General features: G+C 65.6%; 18 protein-coding genes, 1 tRNA gene and 1 pseudogene. 14 read left to right on the plus strand and 6 right to left on the minus strand.

Annotated features, from left to right (window positions below; translation table 11 throughout):
• The first annotated feature begins 300 nt into the window (after nt 1-300).
• Genes EL288_RS04205 through EL288_RS04240 form a run of 8 tightly spaced genes read left to right on the plus strand, consistent with a single transcriptional unit; the run spans nt 301 to nt 8220 of the window.
• Nucleotides 301-705 (plus strand): hypothetical protein, encoded by a 405-nt coding sequence (locus tag EL288_RS04205; RefSeq protein WP_010927063.1) that lies wholly within the window; start codon nt 301-303, stop codon nt 703-705.
• Nucleotides 702-2075 (plus strand): MmgE/PrpD family protein, encoded by a 1374-nt coding sequence (locus tag EL288_RS04210; protein ID WP_003814527.1) that lies wholly within the window; start codon nt 702-704, stop codon nt 2073-2075. Before EL288_RS04205 ends, EL288_RS04210 begins: the two co-directional genes overlap by 4 nt.
• The gene (locus tag EL288_RS04215; RefSeq protein WP_003814526.1) at nt 2072-2938 is read left to right on the plus strand and encodes a carbohydrate ABC transporter permease; all 867 of its coding nucleotides are present in this window, start codon (nt 2072-2074) and stop codon (nt 2936-2938) included. Before EL288_RS04210 ends, EL288_RS04215 begins: the two co-directional genes overlap by 4 nt.
• A complete protein-coding gene (locus EL288_RS04220; protein ID WP_003814524.1) occupies nt 2925-3752 on the plus strand; it encodes a carbohydrate ABC transporter permease in 828 nt (275 codons plus the stop codon). Before EL288_RS04215 ends, EL288_RS04220 begins: the two co-directional genes overlap by 14 nt.
• 10 nt (nt 3753-3762) lie before the next feature.
• Nucleotides 3763-4890, plus strand: a complete 1128-nt coding sequence (locus tag EL288_RS04225; protein ID WP_010929211.1) for an ABC transporter ATP-binding protein — start codon at nt 3763-3765, stop codon at nt 4888-4890.
• A 4-nt stretch (nt 4891-4894) separates the two neighbouring features.
• Nucleotides 4895-6157 (plus strand): FAD-dependent oxidoreductase, encoded by a 1263-nt coding sequence (locus tag EL288_RS04230; RefSeq protein ID WP_010927061.1) that lies wholly within the window; start codon nt 4895-4897, stop codon nt 6155-6157.
• Between the two features lie 41 nt (nt 6158-6198).
• Entirely contained in the window at nt 6199-7461 is a 1263-nt protein-coding gene (locus EL288_RS04235; RefSeq protein WP_010927060.1) for an ABC transporter substrate-binding protein, read from the plus strand.
• Nucleotides 7462-7467: 6 nt separating this feature from the next.
• Nucleotides 7468-8220, plus strand: coding sequence for an IclR family transcriptional regulator (locus EL288_RS04240; protein WP_003814516.1), 753 nt, complete (start codon nt 7468-7470; stop codon nt 8218-8220).
• 50 nt (nt 8221-8270) lie between these two features.
• Here the strand turns inward: EL288_RS04240 and EL288_RS04245 are convergent, their stop codons facing one another.
• Nucleotides 8271-8456 (minus strand): hypothetical protein, encoded by a 186-nt coding sequence (locus EL288_RS04245; protein ID WP_019248355.1) that lies wholly within the window; start codon nt 8454-8456, stop codon nt 8271-8273.
• A gap of 276 nt (nt 8457-8732) precedes the next feature.
• On the opposite strand from EL288_RS04245, the gene soxR reads away from it, so the two are divergent.
• The 3 genes from soxR to EL288_RS04260 all read left to right on the plus strand — a co-directional run bounded on the left by soxR (nt 8733) and on the right by EL288_RS04260 (nt 12137).
• Nucleotides 8733-9197 (plus strand): redox-sensitive transcriptional activator SoxR, encoded by a 465-nt coding sequence (gene soxR / locus EL288_RS04250; RefSeq protein WP_003814514.1) that lies wholly within the window; start codon nt 8733-8735, stop codon nt 9195-9197.
• Between the two features lie 31 nt (nt 9198-9228).
• Entirely contained in the window at nt 9229-9888 is a 660-nt protein-coding gene (locus EL288_RS04255; protein WP_003814513.1) for a DNA-3-methyladenine glycosylase I, read from the plus strand.
• Nucleotides 9889-10028: 140 nt separating this feature from the next.
• Nucleotides 10029-12137, plus strand: coding sequence for an AsmA family protein (locus EL288_RS04260; RefSeq protein WP_126621894.1), 2109 nt, complete (start codon nt 10029-10031; stop codon nt 12135-12137).
• 1 nt (nt 12138) lies between these two features.
• On the opposite strand, the gene EL288_RS04265 is transcribed toward EL288_RS04260, so the two are convergent.
• Nucleotides 12139-12759, minus strand: a complete 621-nt coding sequence (locus EL288_RS04265; RefSeq protein WP_033457485.1) for a TetR/AcrR family transcriptional regulator — start codon at nt 12757-12759, stop codon at nt 12139-12141.
• 103 nt (nt 12760-12862) lie between these two features.
• On the opposite strand from EL288_RS04265, the gene EL288_RS04270 reads away from it, so the two are divergent.
• The 3 genes from EL288_RS04270 to EL288_RS04280 all read left to right on the plus strand — a co-directional run bounded on the left by EL288_RS04270 (nt 12863) and on the right by EL288_RS04280 (nt 14142).
• Nucleotides 12863-13603 (plus strand): glucose 1-dehydrogenase, encoded by a 741-nt coding sequence (locus tag EL288_RS04270; protein ID WP_003814507.1) that lies wholly within the window; start codon nt 12863-12865, stop codon nt 13601-13603.
• A 116-nt stretch (nt 13604-13719) separates the two neighbouring features.
• Nucleotides 13720-13795, plus strand: a tRNA-Lys gene (locus EL288_RS04275).
• A gap of 125 nt (nt 13796-13920) precedes the next feature.
• On the plus strand, nt 13921-14142 hold the full coding sequence (locus EL288_RS04280; RefSeq protein WP_010927044.1) for a hypothetical protein: 222 nt from the start codon (nt 13921-13923) through the stop codon (nt 14140-14142).
• Between the two features lie 38 nt (nt 14143-14180).
• Here the strand turns inward: EL288_RS04280 and EL288_RS04285 are convergent, their stop codons facing one another.
• The 4 genes and pseudogenes from EL288_RS04285 to EL288_RS04300 all read right to left on the minus strand — a co-directional run.
• On the minus strand, nt 14181-15824 hold the full coding sequence (locus EL288_RS04285; RefSeq protein ID WP_003814506.1) for an MORN repeat-containing protein: 1644 nt from the start codon (nt 15822-15824) through the stop codon (nt 14181-14183).
• Complete coding sequence (locus EL288_RS04290) at nt 15821-16996, minus strand: hypothetical protein (RefSeq protein WP_033447159.1); 1176 nt, start codon at nt 16994-16996, stop codon at nt 15821-15823. The genes EL288_RS04285 and EL288_RS04290 overlap by 4 nt, the downstream gene beginning before the upstream one ends.
• An 8-nt stretch (nt 16997-17004) precedes the next feature.
• Nucleotides 17005-17946, minus strand: coding sequence for a hypothetical protein (locus tag EL288_RS04295; RefSeq protein WP_230591593.1), 942 nt, complete (start codon nt 17944-17946; stop codon nt 17005-17007).
• A gap of 137 nt (nt 17947-18083) precedes the next feature.
• Nucleotides 18084-18275: pseudogene (locus EL288_RS04300) on the minus strand (IS5/IS1182 family transposase); the annotation flags it as partial.
• Between the last annotated feature and the right edge of the window lie 48 nt (nt 18276-18323).

Genomic DNA, 18323 nt, shown 5'->3' on the forward strand with positions numbered 1-18323 from the left:
AGGGTTATCCAGAAAGCGATGGGAATACCGCCGCGGCGAGGGCGTCAGCCGGCGTTCGCGGTGGGGTCATGAACAGCGCAAGCATCCGGCGCGACGGGATGCGCCACGCGCGCGGAGGGCGTCGGCATGAATGTGCGGCATGGGTGGGAAAGCAGCAGCGCCGGCGCGCGCGCGCCGCGGGCCGCGGCGCGCGCGGCAAAACAGACAAGCCTAGCAGGATGGCGAGGCCGGTCCCATAGGGGAGTAACCGCGGTTTCATGGAAATTCCCAGAAACTGCGAAACTCTCGCCGCGCACAATTGTGCCGTGCCGCGTTGTCCCCAATACTCCGGCCATCTTTTGCCACGGGAAACGCGCCATGTTCTTCGAAGACATAGAAAGAATCCGCAGTGCCTTGCAGCGCAGCGGACGTAAATACCTGACGCCAAGGCTGGAAGCAGTACTGGGCACGGTCTATCAGCTCAAGCGCGGCGAAGAGTCCGTGTACCTGTGCGTGGAGCCGTCCATGGTCGTGCGCGAGCACGCGCATCGGCCCCATTGCACGATCCAGCTCGGCGCGCCCGACTGGGATACGGTGCTCAGCGGCGAGCGTTCCATCATGAGCAAGGTGCTGGCCGGGAAGTGCGGCTTCCTGAAGCACGAACGTCGCTACATCATGCATTTCTCCATGTTGCTGCAGGCCGTCCTGCTCGAGGAAAAACAATGACCAGCTCGGCTCCCCTCATCGATTTCGCCCATGACCTGCGCTACGAGGATATTCCCGTCCACGTGAGGTCCATCGTGCGGGAACAGATCATCGCCACGGTCGGCTCGATACTGGGCGGCGCGCAATTGCCGGTCGCGAAGTCCTTCGAGCAATCCATCCTGGCGACGTTCGGCCGCGGCGAAAGTTCGGCCTTCGGCGCGGGCACGGGCATGTCCGCCGCTTCGGCGGCGCTGTACAACTCGGGCCTGGCGCAGCTCCTGGACTGGGAAGACTGGGTGCTCATCAGCCACGTCGGCGCCGCCGTCGTGCCGGTGGCATGGGCGCTTGCCGAAGAGCGCGGCCTGCGGCTCAACGACGTGATCGTGGCCGTGACGATCGGCAATGAAATCGCGGGCCGTACGTCGCGGGCGATCCAGCGCGGCGCTTACCTCGGCAACGGCCTGCCCAACCATCAGATCGAGTTGCCGCTGGTGGCCGGCCGGTTGCTGGGGCTGGACAGGCGGCAGCTGGGCTATGCCTTGGGCCATAGCTGCTACATGGCGATGGAAAACTGTCCGGTGGGCTGGACGACCGATTCCAAGCTGCTGGTCAATGGCCTGCCCGCGATGTGGGCCATCGCCTCGGCCAACATGGCCCGGCAGGATATCGTGGGCCGCGGCGACATCGTGGAACACCCGGCGGGCTATCTCGCCACGGTGTCCGAGTCGATCGATTTCAAGGAGCTGACGCGGGATATCGGCGTCAAGTGGTACACCGAAACACTGTCGACCAAGAAGCACGCGGGTTGCGCGTACAACCTGCCCGCGGCCGAGTGCGCCATGTCCATCCGCGAAGAGATCGCGCCCGAGGACGTGGAGCGGATCGTGGTCGAATGCAGCACGGCCACGCTGTATGTGGGCGGCCGCTACGACGACTTCGAACCCGGCGTCCTGGACGCTTACGAGCAGGGGCTGCTGACGCACGTGGGCCTGTGTTTCGACACGAAATTCTGCGTGGCCGCCGCCTATGTCCATGGCGATCTCATCCACGAGCAATACCTGGTCGAAAACGCCACCGACGCGCGGGTCAAGGCCCTCTACGGCAAGATCAGCCTGGTTCCCAGCGAGCGGCTCCAGAAGGCGCAGTTCCAGGACTTCAAGTACGGCGCGACGGTGACCGTCCATGGCCGGGACGGGCGCACGGCTACCCGGACCGTCGAGCAGATGCTCGGCGGCTACGACCGTCCTTTCGACCATGCCACCAAGCTGGCCGACGGCGCGCGGGGCTTGCTGCCGCCCGAGGCGGTCGACGGCATCGTGGCGCGCCTGCGCGACGAAACCGGCAACCCGCTGGCAAGCGAAATCTCGACACTGATCAATGGCGCGCCATGAAAGAGAACCGGCTGGGAATGCTGCTGCTCAGCCCCGCGCTGCTGGTCCTGACGGCGCTGGTGATCGTCCCGTTGCTTGCCACCATTGCGTTCTCGTTCTTCGACCTGAGGCTGGGCGAGTCGAGCGCGAAGTTCATCGGCTTGCAGAACTACGGCGATCTGCTGGCCAGCGAGCAGTTCTGGCGATCGCTCAGGATCACTTTCCTGTGGATCGTGCTGTCGGTCATTCCACAGCTGGCGCTGGGCACCATCATCGCGGTGCTGCTCGATCGCGTCACCCGGTTCAGGGCGTTCCTGCGGGGCGCGATCTTCCTGCCCTGGGTGATACCCGTCGCGGTGGTGGCGTACATGTGGCAATGGCTGCTGACACCGGAGACCGGCCTGGTCTCCGGCATCGCGGGCGGCGCGGGGCTGGAAGGGCTGGCGCGGTTTCCCTTCCTGTCCTCGCCCGACACGGCATTCGCGACGGCGCTGATCGTGAGCGCATGGCGCGGGATTCCGTTCGTCGTGATCATGGTCTTCGCGGCCTTGCAGGGCATCAGCGACGAGGACTATCACGCAGCCCGGGTCTCGGGGGGCAATTCGATCCAATGCTTCGTCTACGTGACGCTTCCGTATCTCAAGGGCCTGCTGCTCATTCTTGCCGTGATCCGCACGATGCAGATCGCCAACAACTATTCCCTGATGGCCTTGCTGACCAACGGCGGACCGGCGGACAGCACGCGGATCCTGCCGCTGATGATCTACGAACTGGCCTTTCGGGAGTTCGCGTTGGGCAAGGCCTCCGCCCTGGGCGTCATCGCCCTCGCGCTGACCTGCCTGTGTATCGCTTTCATGATGAGACGACGCCATGCGGATAATTAACCGATTCCCGCTTCCGGCCGCGATGGCGTGGCTGGTCGGCGCGGTGCTGTTCGTTCCGATCGCCTGGATGGTGCTGACCGCTATCCGGCCGGAACACGAGCTCTACCAGGTGCCGTTGCGCATCCTGCCCGGCGCGCTCGACATGGCGAACATCCAGTCGGCCTGGTACGAGAAATCGTTCGGCCAGTTTTTCTTCAACAGCGCGGTCAACTCGGTGCTTTCGGTGCTGTTCTCCATGCCGATCGGGATCCTGGCCGGTTATGCCTTTTCGCGGTTCGAGATCCGCCACAGCAAGTACTACCGGGCCTATGTGCTGTTCGCGTACATGGTGCCGATCATCATCCTGGTCGTGCCGTTCTACCTGATCGCGGTCTGGCTGAACATCTACAACACGCGCATGGGCCATGTGCTGGGGCTTTCCACCTATGCCATACCGTTCGCGACCTGGGTCATGATCGGGTATTTCGAGCAACTGCCCAAGGAGGTGGAGCATTCCGCCGCCATCGATGGCGCGGATCGGATGAAGACGCTGATCTACATCCTGGCTCCGATGATCAAGCCCGGCGTGGTCGCCACGGCCTTGCTGACGTTCATCCTGGCCTGGGACGATTACATCTTCGCCCTCATCCTGCTCGATTCGGAAACCCTGCGAACGCTGCCGCTGGCGATCGGATACCTGTCGTCCGATTATGAACTGACCGACGGCCTGATGATGGCGATGGGGACCATCACCACGCTGCCGATCCTGCTGCTTTTCGTCTTCTTCCAGAAGTATTTCGTGGGCGGGATGACGTCGGGCGCAGTCAAAGGATGAGAACCACTCTATGAAGTCAACAAGCACGGCAATCCAGCTGAATTCGGTGTCGAAGTCGTATGGCGGCTCGCCCATACTGGACGATATTTCCCTGGCGATCGCGCCGGGGGAGTTCGTGGTGATACTCGGCGAGTCGGGGTGCGGCAAGAGCACGCTGCTCAAGATCATCGCCGGCCTCGAGCAACCCACATCCGGAGCCGTTCGCATCGGCGATGCGGTCATGACGGACGTGCCGCCGAAGGACCGGCGCCTGGCGATGGTCTTTCAAAGCTACGCGCTGTATCCGCACCTGAAGGTCTGGGAGAACATCTCGTTTCCCATAAAGATGAGCCTGTGGAAGTATGCGTACTCGCTTCCCCTGTTCGGCCGGCTGTTTCCGAACCGCAAGCGTATCCTCAATACCATGCGCGAGGCCGCCGAGCGGGCGGCCGGCAAAGTCCGGCTGACGCCCTTGCTCGACAGGAAGCCGCGCGCGCTGTCGGGCGGGCAACGGCAACGCGTGGCGCTGGCCCGGGCCATTGTCGATGGCCGGGAAATCTGCCTGATGGACGAACCGCTTTCCAACCTGGATGCCCAGCTGCGGGCCTCGACACGGCGCGAGATCGCCGACCTGCACCGCGACCTCGGCCACACCATTGTCTACGTGACCCATGACCAGACCGAGGCCATGACGATGGGCACGCGGGTCATTCTCATGCGGGAAGGGCGCATCGAGCAGGACGGCGCGCCGGCCGAACTGTACGAACAGCCGGCTACCACGTACGCGGCGGAGTTCCTTGGCTCGCCCCGGATCAATTTCATGCGTGTCGCGAGCGCGCAGTTTTCCCAAGCCGCGGCGCAGGCCGTCGTGACGCTGGGCGATGGACGTTGTCCGCTCGATCCGCACGGCGACCTGCTCATTGGGGTCAGGCCCGACCACCTGGAGATCACGCCCGACGCCCAGGGGGAGTTCCTGTTTCTTTCTTCCGAGTATCTCGGCGGAAAGACCATTGTTTCCCTCAAGCGCGAGTCCGGCGAGACGATGGTCCAGGCCTTCGGCTCGGACCGGCTCGACCGGGCGCAGCGTTACAGCGTCCGCTTCGAGGGCAGGCATGCAATGTGTTTCGATCCGCAAAGCGGAAGGAGGATTCGTGAGTAGGAATATGGATATTCCACAGGACAGTTATGACCTGGTCGTCGTGGGCGGCGGTACCAGCGGCGTCTTCGCGGCCATCAGCGCGGCCCGCAGGGGGTTGCGCGTGGCGCTCGTCGAGGCATCCGGGATGCTCGGCGGGACGCTGACGCAGGTGACCCTGGGCGGCATTTGCGGCGCGTGGACGGGCACCGCCCATACCCAGGTCGTGCATGGCCTGTTCGACGAGTTTGTGCACGCGATGCGCAAGGCGCAGGCTTGCGATGGCCTGTACTCGTACGGCCATGTCACGGCCTTGCCTTACGAGCCGGTCAAGGTGCGATACCTGCTGGATCAACTCCTGCCGCCCAACGTGACGACTTTCTTCCATTCGCGGCTGTTCGCGGTCGACATGGAAGGCGAGCGGATCGCGCGCGTTCACCTGGCCGGCGTGGAAGGCCCGTTCTCCCTTGCGGCGCGCGCGTATGTCGACGCGACCGGCAACGCCTCCCTGGCAGGCCTGTGCGCGACGCCCTTGCGCCGCGGCGAGAACGGCACCGTGCAGGCGGCATCGTCGATGTTCCGCGTCATCGGGGCCGACGTGGACCCGCGCGTGCGCGACGTGCGCACGGAAATCAGGCTGGCCATCGAGAAGCACAATGCCAGCGGCCAGGCGGAGGCGTTCAAGCGCAGCGCGGTCGCCGTCTATGTGCATCCCGACCAGCGGCTGCTGCATTTCAACGCGACCAGGGTGTATTTCGAATCGACCGCCGATGATGCGCTGGCCGCCGCGCTGGATATGTCCCGGGTGGAGACCGAGGCGCGCAAGGAAGCCTTCCGGCTGGTCGAGCTGCTGAAGCGGGAGGTGGACGGCTTCGCCAATATCGAGATCGTCGACCTGGGGTCGTCGGTGGGCGTGCGGGACTCGCGCAACATCGTCAATGACCATCCCCTGACCGAAGCCATGGTGCGCGACGGGGACAAGCCGGCCAACTCGGTCGCCTATTCAGCCTGGCCGATCGAGTTCCACGGCTCGAATACGCAGACGCACTGGGAACCCCTGGAAGGGGACCGCTACTACGGCATACCCTACGAGTCGTGTTTGCCGCAGGGCATCCAGAACGCCCTGGTCATCGGCCGCGCGATCAGCAGCACGCCGCTGGCGCAGGCCTCCTGCCGTGTTACCGCACCGTGCATCCAGATGGGCGAGTCGGCCGGCATCGCGGCCCATGAGCTCGTTGCCAGCTCATCCAGGACAGCGTTTTCCGAGCTGGCTTCCATGAAGTTCATATAGACAGGCGTCGACCTGTTTCAACCAGAATCGTCTAAGGGGACATGATGAAACGCGTTGCTTCACTGTTGGTGTCGTCGCTGCTGTATTCCGGCTGTGCGATGGCTGATGGTTCCATCGTCGTGTGGATGACGGACTCCCGTCCAGGCTACAAGAAATGGCTCGAAACGGAGGCTGCCGCGTTCAAGGCCAAGCATCCCGGCGTCAAGGTCAGCGTGGTGCAGATGTCTCCCAACGACGCTTACCTCAAGATTCCCGCCGCGGCGGCGGCGGGCGGCTTGCCCGATGTCATCTGGACGACCTATGGGCTGGCGCCCTGGCTTGACGGGATGAAAGGGGGAAAGCTGGCGGATGTGTCGGACCTCATCGACCGTCTGGGGAAAAACCGCTTCGATGAAGACGCGCTCAAGCAATGGAGCTACCGGGGCGCGGTGGCCTGCGTGCCGGTGGCGCGCACGCCGACCTACCTGATGTACCGGGCCGACCTTTTCAAGAAGGCCGGCCTGGCGGCTCCCGAGAGCTGGGAGGACGTGATCCGCGCGGCGCAGAAGCTGAATGACCCCGCCAATGGCAAGTACGGCATCGCCATGCCGGGCAAGACCGATTTCTCGCCGCGTTTCGCCTACGGCATGATTCTGTACTCGATGGGCGGCAGCACGTTCGACGCGCAGGGCAACCCCATCTTCGAGTCCCCTGCGTCCATCGATGCGCTGAAGGTCTACAAGCAGCTGTATGCCTACTCGCCGCCGGGGTCGTTGAATTTCGGCTTCTCGGAGATCCAGCGCGCGCTGGCGCAGGGCAGGGTGGCCATGACCATCTCCAATCCCTCGTCGATGGCAACCTTCCAGCGCACCAATCGCGACGAAGGCTCCACCCTGGCCCTGGCCTTGCCGGGCAAGGTGAACCGCACGATCCAGAACCAGCGCGGCTGGTGCATCGCCGACGGCAAGAACAGCCAGGACGCCAAGGCGTTCGTCGAGCATCTGTTCTCCACCAACTCGTTCGCCGCCTACCTGGATGCCGCGTCCATCAGCTCGTTTCCGGTCTACCACGACCAGGCGGCCTACGACCAGTTCCAGGCGTCGAACGAGACGGTCAAGCGCTTTCCCGGCGCCACCGATTTCATCCGCCGCCATACGGTCGGCACCATGCCGGGGATCGACGGGGTCGGGCTGACGCCGAAGTCCGGCGACCTGATCAGTTCCGGCCAGATCGAGAGCGCCATCAACAAGATGCTGGCCAATGACATGTCGGAGCAGGAGACGGCGGCGGCCATGCAGAAAGAAACCCTGCGGCTGCTGAATTGACCTGACATGGCGCCATTTTCGATCTGCGTGTCGATACTGCTGCTGGTGGGCGACAGCAACCGCGCCGGGGTGACGGCCCGCTACGTCAGCGAGCAGCTCGGCCTGTCGCTATCGACGGCGTATCGCTGGATAGACATGCTGCGGCAGTCGGGCCTGGTCGTGCGCCACCCCAGTACGCGCAAGCTGCACCTGGGCCCCCTGGCGTTCGACCTGGGGGTGCAGGCGGTCGCGCGTCCGTACGTGCCGCCCGCCATCGAGAAGGTACTCAAGCCGCTCGCCTCGCAGCACGCATGCCGCCTGCACCTGGTTCGCTGCTCGGGTGACTATTCGGTCCTGCAGCGGACCTACTTCGACGTGGCCGAGCTGGAGATCGTGCCGAGCAAGGTCGCGGTCATGCGCCTGCTCGGCATCGGTCCCGCCGGGGTTTGCCTGCTGTCCCGTTGGCCGGACTACGAAATAGACCGCTATCTGGTGCGCAACCAGGACGGGCTGCTCGCCGCCGGCTACCAGGGGGCGGACATCCGCGAGCGGGTCCGGCAATGCCGCAAGCTGGGGTGTTTCGTGACCCGGAGTGTGCTGACGCCCGGTTATACGGCCGTGGCCATCGATTTCGAGGTCGACGGGGTGGTCTATGGGGTCAGCGCGGCTTCCGCCGGCAGCGAGGGCGGCAAGCAGTTTCACGCCATACGCGAAGCCCTGGATCGGGCGCGGGCGTCACTGGCGACCCAGGCGGTTCCGGAGTTCGCATTGGAGGGATAAAGGTAGCCGCGATGGCTGGCGCGCCGGGACGATGCCGGCCTGGCCGTGTGCTACGACACGTTGCTCCAGGCGCGCACCAGTTCGTGCTCGATCGCATCGCGCGGCCGGCCGGACGCGTTGGCGCCAGCGCGCGCCGCGGGGCGCGAGCGCGGCGCCTGCCGCGGGGCCATCGGCTCGGCGGCGGACGAGGCTGGCTGCTTGCCCGGGCGGGAGGCGGTGCGTACGGGTTCGGACATGGGTACTCCTTGGTGTGGCGGCGCGGCGCATGCTGCTGATGCTCGAAGCATTAGGATCGTCCGGCCGGGCATAAGTTCATTGCACCGTGGTGACCGGGCAACGCGCCCTGGATGTCTACACTGCCCGGCGTGCGGACGTATCGACGACGGGCACCACTATGGACCCTCAAGCTAGCTTGAGGTCAAGCGCAAAGCCCCTGCGCGTCGCGGGGTTGTGGGCATTCGGCGCGGGCGCGCTGTTAGCATTGGCGCGATGACCAGGATTTGGGGTGGGTGATGACGCGATCCGCGCAGGCCGTCCGGCGTCCGGACTTGCTGTCGGTGGGCGAGGTGGCCGCGCGCACCGGGCTGGCCGTATCGGCCCTGCATTTCTACGAAGCCAAGGGGTTGATCGCCAGCACCCGCACGGCCGGCAATCAGCGCCGCTACGCGCGTGCCGTATTGCGGCGGGTGGCGGTGATACGCGTGGCGCAGCGCATGGGTTTGCCGCTGGCCGCTATCGCGCAGGCGCTGGCCACCCTGCCGACCTCGCGCGCGCCCACCGTGGCCGACTGGCGGCGCCTGTCGCGTGCCTGGCGCCAGGAACTGGACCAGCGCATCCTGGGGCTGACGCAACTGCGCGACCAGCTCGATGGCTGTATCGGCTGCGGCTGCCTGTCGCTGCGGGAGTGTCCGTTGCGCAATCCCGACGACGCCATGGCGTGCCTGGGCGCGGGGCCGCATTTCCCGCCGCACGAATGATGCCGGGCAGGACAGGAGTTTTCCGGAAGATTTGCTAGCATCGGTGGTTCCGGAACTTGCCTTTCTGTTTCCCCGCATCATGGACCCTCGTACCGATTTTGCCGACGGCCTGACCCGCTGCGGCTGGCTGGATCATTCCGTCGATTATGTGGCCTACCACGACCACGAATGGGGCCGGCCGCAGGCCGACGATCGCGCCCTGTTCGAGCAGCTGTGCCTGGAGGGCTTCCAGTCCGGCCTGAGCTGGCGCACCATCCTGAACAAGCGCGCGGCCTTCCGGCGCGCCTTCGCCGACTTCGAGCTGGAGCGGGTGGCGGGTTTCGACGAACGCCGGGTCGAGGCGCTGTTGCAGGACGCCGGCATCGTGCGCCACCGGGGCAAGATCGAGGCGGTGATCAACAATGCGCGGCGCGCCCTGGCCCTGCGCGACCGGGAAGGTTCGCTGGCGGCATTCTTCTGGCGCTACGAGGCGCCGCCGCGCGGCGCCGATGCGCCTTTCGAGGTGCTGGCCCGCACCGCCGAGTCCGAGGCCCTTTCCAAGGCCCTCAAGAAGCAGGGCTGGTCTTTCGTGGGGCCCACCACCGTCTATGCCTTCATGCAGTCGGTCGGCATGGTCAACGACCATCACCCCCGGTGCCATCATCATGCCGCCTGCGAGCAGGCGCGTTATCGATTCCAGCGCCCCGATTGAGGAGGCGAGCACGTAAGGCAGTATTGCCGGCTGTATCCCGATGGTGCGCCGGCCTTTGCGCCCGCGCATGCCTGCGCTACCCTAGGTGAAGGATAAACAGCCTGATCCGCTCCACGTCGTCAGGCAAAGGGATCCGTGGGATGACGCGCAAGAAGAAGATTTTCCTGGGTCTGGCCGGCGCCGTGCTGGCCCTGTTGGCGGCCGTGCTGGTGATCCTGGCCACGCTGGACTGGAATCGCTTGAAGCCGACGATCAACGAGCGGGCGAGCGCCGCGCTGGGCCGGCCGTTCGCCATCCAGGGCGACCTCAGCGTGCAATGGGCGCGCGAACCCGGGCAGGGCGGCTGGCGCGGCTGGGTGCCCTGGCCGCATTTCGTGGTCCATGATGTCGCCATCGCCAATGCCGTCTGGGCCCGCGATCCCAACCTGTTGACGCTGCGCCGCGGCGAGTTCCGCCTGGCGCCCTTGCCGCTGCTGCGGCAGCGCGTGGTCATCCGGCGCATCCAGCTGAGCGGCCTGCGCGCCGACCTGCAGCGCCGCGCCGATGGCGTGGCCAACTGGGAATTCACCATGCCCGATACGGGCGAGCCCTCGCCCTGGAAAGTGGACATCGACGCGATCGGCTTCGACCAGGGAGCCATCCGCTATGCGGACGCCATTGCGCAGGCCGACCTGGACGTGCTGGTCGACCCGCTGGGCAAGCCCGTGCCGTTCGCCGAACTGGCCGGGGCGCCGGCCGGCGACGGCGCCGCGGACCAGGCGGCCGGCGGGGCGGATAGCGGCAAGCCGGCGGACGCCGCCGCGCCTGCCGCGCCGCCCGATTACGCGTTCGGCTGGCAAGTGAACGGCCGCTACAAGGAGCTGCCGCTGGAAGGGACGGGCAAGGTCGGCGGCATGCTGGCGCTGCGCGACGCCCGCCAACCGTTTCCCGTGCAGGCGGAGGTGGCCATTGGCTCGACCAAGGTCGAGGTGGTGGGCACCCTGACCGACCCCATGAGCCTGGGCGCGCTGGACCTGCGCCTGAAGCTGGCCGGCGCTTCGATGGCCAACCTGTATCCCCTGACCGGCGTGACCTTGCCCGATACGCCGCCGTACTCCACCGACGGCCGCCTGGTCGCCAGGCTGCAGGACCCCCAGGGCGCGCGCTTCGAATACCGCGATTTCAATGGCAAGGTGGGCGCCAGCGACCTGCACGGCGACATCACCTTCGCCTTGCAGCAACCGCGTCCCAGGCTGAGCGGCAAACTGTCCTCGCGCCTGCTGCGCATGGCCGACCTGGGGCCGCTGATCGGCGTGCAATCGGGCGGCGCCAAGTCCGTCAAGGCCGAAGGCGAGAAAGCCGTCGCGCAACCGGCGGACAAGGTCCTGCCGGTACAGGAGTTCCGCACCGACCGCTGGCGCGTCATGGACGCCGACGTGGAATTGCGCGGCGAGCGCATCGTGCACAGCGACAGGCTGCCCATCAGCGACCTGACCGCGCACGTGCTGCTCGACGACGGCGTGCTGACCCTGGCGCCGCTGCGTTTCGGCATGGCGGGCGGCAGCCTGGACGCCACGCTCAAGCTGGACGGGCGCCAGGCGCCCATGAGCGGCAATGTGCGCCTGGCCGTGCGGCGGCTGCGCCTGAAGCAGCTGTTTCCGAACGTGCAGGCCATGCAGAAGGCGCTGGGCGAGGTCAACGGCGACGTGGCGATCTCCGGCCAGGGCAACTCCGTGGCGGCCCTGCTGGGCAGCGCCAGCGGCGAGACCAAGCTGCTGGTCAACGATGGCGTGATCAGCCGCGCGCTGATGGAGATCGCCGGCCTGAATGTCGGCAACTATGTGGTCAGCAAGCTGTTCGGCGACGACGAGGTCAAGATCAATTGCGCCGCGGCCGACATGGGCATGACGCGCGGGGTCATGACGCCGCGCGTGTTCGTGATCGACACCGAGAACGCCGTCGTCAACATCACCGGCTCGATCGACTTCCGCAAGGAACTGCTCAACCTGGATATCGATCCCGACAGCAAGGGCTTTCGGCTGTTCTCGCTGCGCTCGCCGCTGTACGTCAAAGGCAGCTTCAAGAAGCCCGACGCCGGCGTGCATGTCGGGCCGCTGGCCGCGCGCGGCGCCGGCGCGGTGGCCCTGGGCATACTCCTGACGCCGGCCGCCGGCCTGCTGGCGCTGATCGCGCCCAGCACCAGCGACGACAATCACTGCGCCACCCTGCTGACGGAAATGCGCAAGCCCGCCCAGGCGCCGCGCCGCTAGGTCAGCGGGCGGCGGCGGGCGGGCGCGCCAGTGCTTCCCAGGCGTGCATGGCCTGCCGCGCCACCGCTTGCAGCGCCGCGCGGTCGGCGCCGTCGCGGGCCTGGATCGACATGCCATGCAGGACGGTGGCGTAGAAGGCCGCCAGCGCGGCCAGGTCGGCGTCCGGGCCGATCTCGCCGTCGCGGCGCCCCTGCTCCAGCCGCCGCAGGATCAGGGCCTGCATATCGCGGCGGTGCTCGCCCAGCCAGCCGCGCACCGGCGCATGCTGCGCCGGGCCCGCGGTGGCGCCCAGCACCATCAGGCAGCCGGGCGGCTTGCCGTTCAGCGTGCAGGTCTGCGCGCCGGCCAGCAGCATGCCTGCGATGGCGGCGCGCGCGTCGGGGGCCTCCAGCAGGGCGCGCCGCGTCCGCGCGCCCTCGGTGTCGGCGTAGCGTTGCACCGCTTCGCGGAATAAGGCCTCTTTCGAGCCGAACGCCGCGTACAGGCTGGGCGCATTGATCCCCATGGCCGACGTCAGGTCGGCCAGCGACGCTCCTTCATATCCCTTGGACCAGAAAACTTCCATTGCCTGGCGCAGCGCTTCGGTCCGTTCGAAGCTGCGCGGGCGACCACGTTCTGCCATGCCTGGATTCTACCCGTGGGGCCCGCTGTCGCCGGGGTATTGACAGACCGGGTGGCCCGCCTTCATTATATATGTATCGATCACTACATAAATGGAGCTGGCCATGGCCGCACTCGACGGAAAAGTTGCTTTCATCACCGGCGCAAGCCGCGGCATCGGCGCGGCCATCGCGCGCCGCCTGGCCGCCGACGGCGCCGATATCGCGCTGACCTACGTCAGCGCCGCCGACAAGGCCCACGCGCTGGTGGAAGAACTGCGCGCCACCGGGCGGCGCGCCCACGCCTACGCCGCCGACGCGGCCGATGCCGGGCAGGTCCGCGAGGCCGTGGCCCGGGCCGCCGCCGACCTGGGCCGCCTCGACATCCTGGTCAACAACGCCGGCATCTTCCTGGCCGGGCCGGTCGAGGACATCTCGGCCGACGACTACGACCGCTCGATGGACATCAACGTGCGCGCCGTGTTCGTCGCCACCCAGGCGGCGCTGCCGCACCTGGGCGAGGGCGGGCGCATCGTCAACATCGGCAGCTGCCTGGCCGGACACACCGGCCGGCCGGGCGTGGCCCTGTACGCCGCCGGCAAGGCCGCCGTCGCCGCCTTCACGCGCGCGCTGGCGCGCGAACTGGGCCCGCGCGGCATCACCGCCAACGTGGTGCACCCCGGGCCCATCGACACCGACATGAACCCGGCCGGCACCGACCAGGCCGCGGCGCTGGTCCAGATGCTGGCCGTGCCCCACTACGGCGAGCCGGCCGACATCGCCAACATGGTGGCCTACCTGGCCGGACCCCAGGCGCGCTACGTCACCGGCGCCGAGATCTCGGTCGACGGCGGCTACGCCGCCTGAGCGCAAAGAAAACCGGGCGCGGCTGGACAGGTCCGAAAATTCGTGTACAATGCGCCCTCTTGCAATTGCATCAGTACTGCAAACCGGCTGGCCCGGAATGACAGGCAGCAATCGCCGGGCTGTTAGCTCAGTTGGTAGAGCAGCGGACTCTTAATCCGTAGGTCGAGTGTTCGAGCCACTCACAGCCCACCATGATTTGTAAGGCCGTTAGTGATAGTAGTCACTGACGGCCTTTTTGCTTTTCGGCTTCATGCAGGCGCTGTGCAGGCATTCTGAGTCTGCATCGATCAATTCAGGTCATGGTGAGGCGGTAGGCGATGCCCGAACATGGAACACGAACGGAGCCGGGTGGCAGTGACGAAAGCAAGAGCGCGCTGGTGCTGGACATTTTTCAAGGCAAGACCATCGTGGCCGAGGCCAGCCCCCAGTACGACCTGTCGCCCTCGGAAGTCGAGCAGTGGGTCGATGACGGCAAGCGGGGTATGGAGAATGCCCTGCGGGCCAACCCGCAGGACGTGAGCGAGCAGTACGAACTTTAAAAGGCCTTGCAACGCATCGAGTTGCAAGGCCTTGGTTTTTAGAGCCGGAAGTAGGACACGCCGCCAATCGACAGTTCGCGCCCGTCGTAGCTGCAGGCGACAGTGCCGCCGGGCATGCGGGTACGCTGCATTTCATTGCCCGCCGCATCGCGGTAGACGGCTTCGTCGTAGTCGAACGTCATCTTGGAATCAGTGCTCGTCCAACGGAAATCGACGTCAAAGGTATAGGCGCGCGCGCCACCATATGTTTTTTGCCAGAAATGCCCGCGTCCGCCGGCATCGAAAGACACCTTGCTCAAACCCGTGGTGGTGGAAAACCGGCCCTCTACCCGCGCGCAACCGCTAGCCGCTGGCGCGGCATTCGATAGTTGCGGGCGATCGAGTTTGCCGTCGACGGCGGGCGCGTCCTGATGACGGGCCTGGTTTTCCTGGGCGGCGGCAACCGCCGCGGCAAGGCCTTGTTTACTCATGGGATCGGTTCGCGAGGCCGGCTGGGTTTGCCGGGCAACCTCGGCCAACTCGCGCGCCTGCGCAACCTCACGCGCTGTCGCGGCCTGCCGCGCCTTGTCGCGGCGCTTGTATTGCGCAAGAGAAGCCTGTCTTTCGCCCTCGAAATAAGCGCAGTTGACGGCGCGGCCGCTCGGCGCGGTGCATTCGTACTCGCCGTCAAACGCCGACTCGTCGATGCCCGGCACATCGTGAACCACCGTACCGTCGGGCAACGTCAAATCTCCGTTGCCTGTCGGCTGTCCATTGCTCACCTTGCCTGTCCACGTCCTGCCATCGGTCAGGGTCAACTTGCCTGTGTCGGGTTCCGTGCCGGTATAGCCGCCCTGGAAAACACGGCCGTCCGGAAAACGCATGACGCTGCCCTCGGCCAGGCTCCTGCCCTGCCAGCGGCCCGCCACTTGCCGGCCGTCGTCAAATACCGGCACGCCCTCGAAACCGCTTCGCGCACCCGGCAATGCCTGGGCATTTTCGAGGCGAGCCACGCGAGACTGGGCTCGGAAGAGCTCCAGCCTGCCCGTACCGCGGGCCTGTCCATCGCTCCTGGGGCCATGCCAGCGTCCCTCCAGACCGCCGTCGAATATCAGACGAAACGGGCTGAAAGTCTGCGCCAGACCCAGGTCCCGGGACAGCGCCAAGGACTCGGCAAGACGTTTCAGGGCATCTTCGCCATGCAGGACTAGAACGTCGTCCGTCACGACGCCCAAGTCCACATGGATGACAGTGTGCCTTCCGGCCTCGACCGTCACCCACTGGGACAAGCGTGTATCGCCACGCAAAGACACCCGGACCTGGTATTGATCAGGCCACAAGGTCAGCTTGAGGTGATAGCCCAACCTGGCATCGGACTGCAAAGGGATGAAGCCAGCCGTGGACTTGGCCGCCAACGCCTCGAAACGCCAACCCTCCGTACCCCAGGGGGAATCGGGCAGAACGAAATGCAGGAAACCCGGCGCGAGAGGATCCTCGGCGGATTCGTCGGCAGGGCCAGCCGACGAATCCGCCACGGAAGTCCCGGGAGCCGGCGGGGCCTCGACCGCCGCATCGCTTTGAGGCGCGGGCGCAAAGGCATCGCGCACGCTGGTCGCCATATTGGTCAACGTTTCGCATCCCGAAAGCGCCAGGCTTGCCAAGGCTACCAGGGCCAACCGCCGCGCGGCATGGATGATATTCATTCGACACACTGCGGCGAACCGCAGCCCTGTGCGCATTGCCGCGCGACTTGTTCAAACTCGCCCACCAGATTGCAAGCGTAGACGCGCGCCATTTCCTGCTTGGCCGCGAGGCAGGAAGCGCTTTTGTATGGAATGGGCACCGTGCTGGAATGCCCCGCCGGGCAGGTGACACGGTATTGCTGAGTGCGTTCGGCGCCGCCGCGGGCGGGCGTATCGCCGGCGGACGCAACCGCGGCGCCGCCCAGCGTGCTGGGCGCGTATGCGCCTCGGCCACTTCGCGCGATGGCGGCCAGCGCCTGTGTTTGGCCGTCGGTCATCACGTCCTGGAACAAGGCCGCGCCGATCTGGGCGACATCCGCCCCGGGAATATCGGCCGACGACAAAATCAAGCCACCCAGGCCCAGCGCCAGCAAGGCCCCGAATCCGTCGCCGCCGCCAGAGGCCTCGGCTTGCCGCCGCCGGCGCTCCGACTCGCGGAAAGACGCCACCTGATCGGCGTAGCGCTGCTCCATTTGGGCAAGATAGGCAGGCGTGGCCCTGGTGAATTTCAACGCGTGATTGCCATTGGCAAAATCCGCCACGTAAATGCCAGGTTCCCGCACGCCATCGTGACGGACAAAGGTGCCAATCATCACGTAAGACCCCGTGCGAATGGCCGGGTCGGTCAATTCCAATTCCTGGTCAAGCTCGCTGGGCGCCTGCAGGAACATGTTGAAATCACCCTGGTACTGCCCGTTGAATCCAGCCGGCGCCTGGTTCAAGCCCGATGCGGGACCGAGGTAGGTGGACGCCGGCGAGGAATGATACGTACCTTTGTGATAGGTGAGCGCCAGTTTATGGGTATATGCATCGCGCACCAGGCTCATTTGCCCGTCAAAGCGATCAAAGTCGCCGCGAACGCGCACCCCCTCGAACAGCGATGTATCCCCTGAGCGCATGCGGTACGCCAGCATTTCATCGGCAACGGTTTCCAGCGCTGCGTTGTTTGCCTTCTCTTGCGTGAACTGCTGATGGAAGGCAGCGAGGCGAGCATTGTCGTCCGCTTCTAGCTTGGCTCGTTCCGCGGGCGCATAACCCGCGTAAGGGTCGTGGTCCCCCATGCAACCGGCCAATACGCCGCACGCCAGCAGGATCAGTCCCGCGCTGATTTTGTTTTTACATTGCATGGTCATCCCGTGCCTCAAAGGTCGGCGCATTCGGTCGCATGGATTTGCACGGCATGTTGGTAGCACACGCTATTTCCGCGTGGCTTGAGGTATTCGTACCAACCATGCAAGACGTATTGCCCGTCCATTTTTCTGGCACGAAAGCGCCTGACGGGCTCGCCATCCTCATAAATCGTGACGACTCTGCGCGATGCGTCAGGGTATGCGGCCACCGTGATCGTGGTCTTGAGAGGCTGTGCCAGCCAGTCCGGAGAAAAGAAATCGACCGTCCCGCCAACGGGCGTTCCGGCCAGTTCCGGCGCGCCGCCGCCTCCGTAGCTTTGGTAGTAGACGGAATACATGGGTTTGCCGGCGTCACGGCCTGCCGCTCGCATCTCCATGATCTCCCCGGAAAACAGGCGACGATAGTGCTTGTGCAATGCGCGCCCGAATTCCTTGTGCTCACCGACGGGCATGCCCCCGGCGTAAACCCCCACGCGGCGCTCCTGCAACAGAATGTCGTCATGGTCGTCGCCCGTGGTCTGCTTGCGTTTGTGCGTGACCAGTATGTAATCCACCGGCCCTTCGAACTTGAAATCCTCCGCGCTCGATCCCTGGCTGGGGCAAGCGCCCGAGACGACATTCAAGGCATATACCAGCGGTGGCGCCTCTTCCGGCGACCCGTTGGCGCGCAAGCGCCTGTTAACCGCTTCCAACGGGTAAGAAACCGGGCACGAAACACCCTGCCCCGGAGCGAACAGGGCTTCGCCTTGCGTCAGCAGATGGTTGATGTCCCGCAAGGCACGGGCTTGCAGCGCAGCGGCAGGATCGGGAACCGGCCCCAGCGAACGCAGTTGGCCGCTAGCGGATGGGACCGAGGCATACGCGTCCGGCGCAGCGGATGATCCGCCTGGCGTGGTTTCGCAGCCCGAAACGCATAACCCTGATACCGCCACAGCCAGCAATCGAGGTGTCATGCGGGACTTTCGCTGCTGGCGTCGGGTCATTAGCCGTCTCTCGAAAATTCAGGAATTCGTCAGGGAATGTACTGAACTTTACTTTTTATTTCAATAATTAGCGCGAGCGCCGATGGCGGCGGCTGCGGTTCCTTGTCCCGCACCTCCTCGCGCAACTGCCCCGCAATACGGTTCGCATGCCCCCACGACAGCGCCTTGTACTTGCTCGCGTTGGCCTTGATCTTCGTGCCGTCCAGCGCAATGTGCCTCAGCTTGAGCAGCTTCATCTCGCGCGCCAGCAGCAGCACCGGCACGAACAAACCCTCGATCTCCTTGAGAAACCACTGCCGGCAACTCGCCGGCAGCATTTTCATGTCAGGGACTCCTCTCTTGCGGGA

Source organism: Bordetella bronchiseptica (assembly GCF_900636925.1).
Taxonomy (GTDB): Bacteria; Pseudomonadota; Gammaproteobacteria; order Burkholderiales; family Burkholderiaceae_B; genus Bordetella; species Bordetella pertussis.

Excerpts from the sequence above, each read along its gene's own strand:
- EL288_RS04285 (WP_003814506.1), bottom strand. The coding sequence starts at position 15,824 with ATGAATATCATCCATGCCGCGCGGCGGTTGGCCCTGGTAGCCTTGGCA.
- EL288_RS04220 (WP_003814524.1), top strand. The coding sequence starts at position 2,925 with ATGCGGATAATTAACCGATTCCCGCTTCCGGCCGCGATGGCGTGGCTG.
- EL288_RS04280 (WP_010927044.1), top strand. The coding sequence starts at position 13,921 with ATGCCCGAACATGGAACACGAACGGAGCCGGGTGGCAGTGACGAAAGC.
- EL288_RS04210 (WP_003814527.1), top strand. The coding sequence starts at position 702 with ATGACCAGCTCGGCTCCCCTCATCGATTTCGCCCATGACCTGCGCTAC.
- EL288_RS04230 (WP_010927061.1), top strand. The coding sequence starts at position 4,895 with ATGGATATTCCACAGGACAGTTATGACCTGGTCGTCGTGGGCGGCGGT.
- EL288_RS04295 (WP_230591593.1), bottom strand. The coding sequence starts at position 17,946 with ATGACACCTCGATTGCTGGCTGTGGCGGTATCAGGGTTATGCGTTTCG.
- EL288_RS04265 (WP_033457485.1), bottom strand. The coding sequence starts at position 12,759 with ATGGCAGAACGTGGTCGCCCGCGCAGCTTCGAACGGACCGAAGCGCTG.
- soxR (WP_003814514.1), top strand. The coding sequence starts at position 8,733 with ATGACGCGATCCGCGCAGGCCGTCCGGCGTCCGGACTTGCTGTCGGTG.
- EL288_RS04245 (WP_019248355.1), bottom strand. The coding sequence starts at position 8,456 with ATGTCCGAACCCGTACGCACCGCCTCCCGCCCGGGCAAGCAGCCAGCC.
- EL288_RS04225 (WP_010929211.1), top strand. The coding sequence starts at position 3,763 with ATGAAGTCAACAAGCACGGCAATCCAGCTGAATTCGGTGTCGAAGTCG.
- EL288_RS04260 (WP_126621894.1), top strand. The coding sequence starts at position 10,029 with ATGACGCGCAAGAAGAAGATTTTCCTGGGTCTGGCCGGCGCCGTGCTG.
- EL288_RS04290 (WP_033447159.1), bottom strand. The coding sequence starts at position 16,996 with ATGACCATGCAATGTAAAAACAAAATCAGCGCGGGACTGATCCTGCTG.
- EL288_RS04235 (WP_010927060.1), top strand. The coding sequence starts at position 6,199 with ATGATGAAACGCGTTGCTTCACTGTTGGTGTCGTCGCTGCTGTATTCC.
- EL288_RS04240 (WP_003814516.1), top strand. The coding sequence starts at position 7,468 with ATGGCGCCATTTTCGATCTGCGTGTCGATACTGCTGCTGGTGGGCGAC.
- EL288_RS04215 (WP_003814526.1), top strand. The coding sequence starts at position 2,072 with ATGAAAGAGAACCGGCTGGGAATGCTGCTGCTCAGCCCCGCGCTGCTG.
- EL288_RS04270 (WP_003814507.1), top strand. The coding sequence starts at position 12,863 with ATGGCCGCACTCGACGGAAAAGTTGCTTTCATCACCGGCGCAAGCCGC.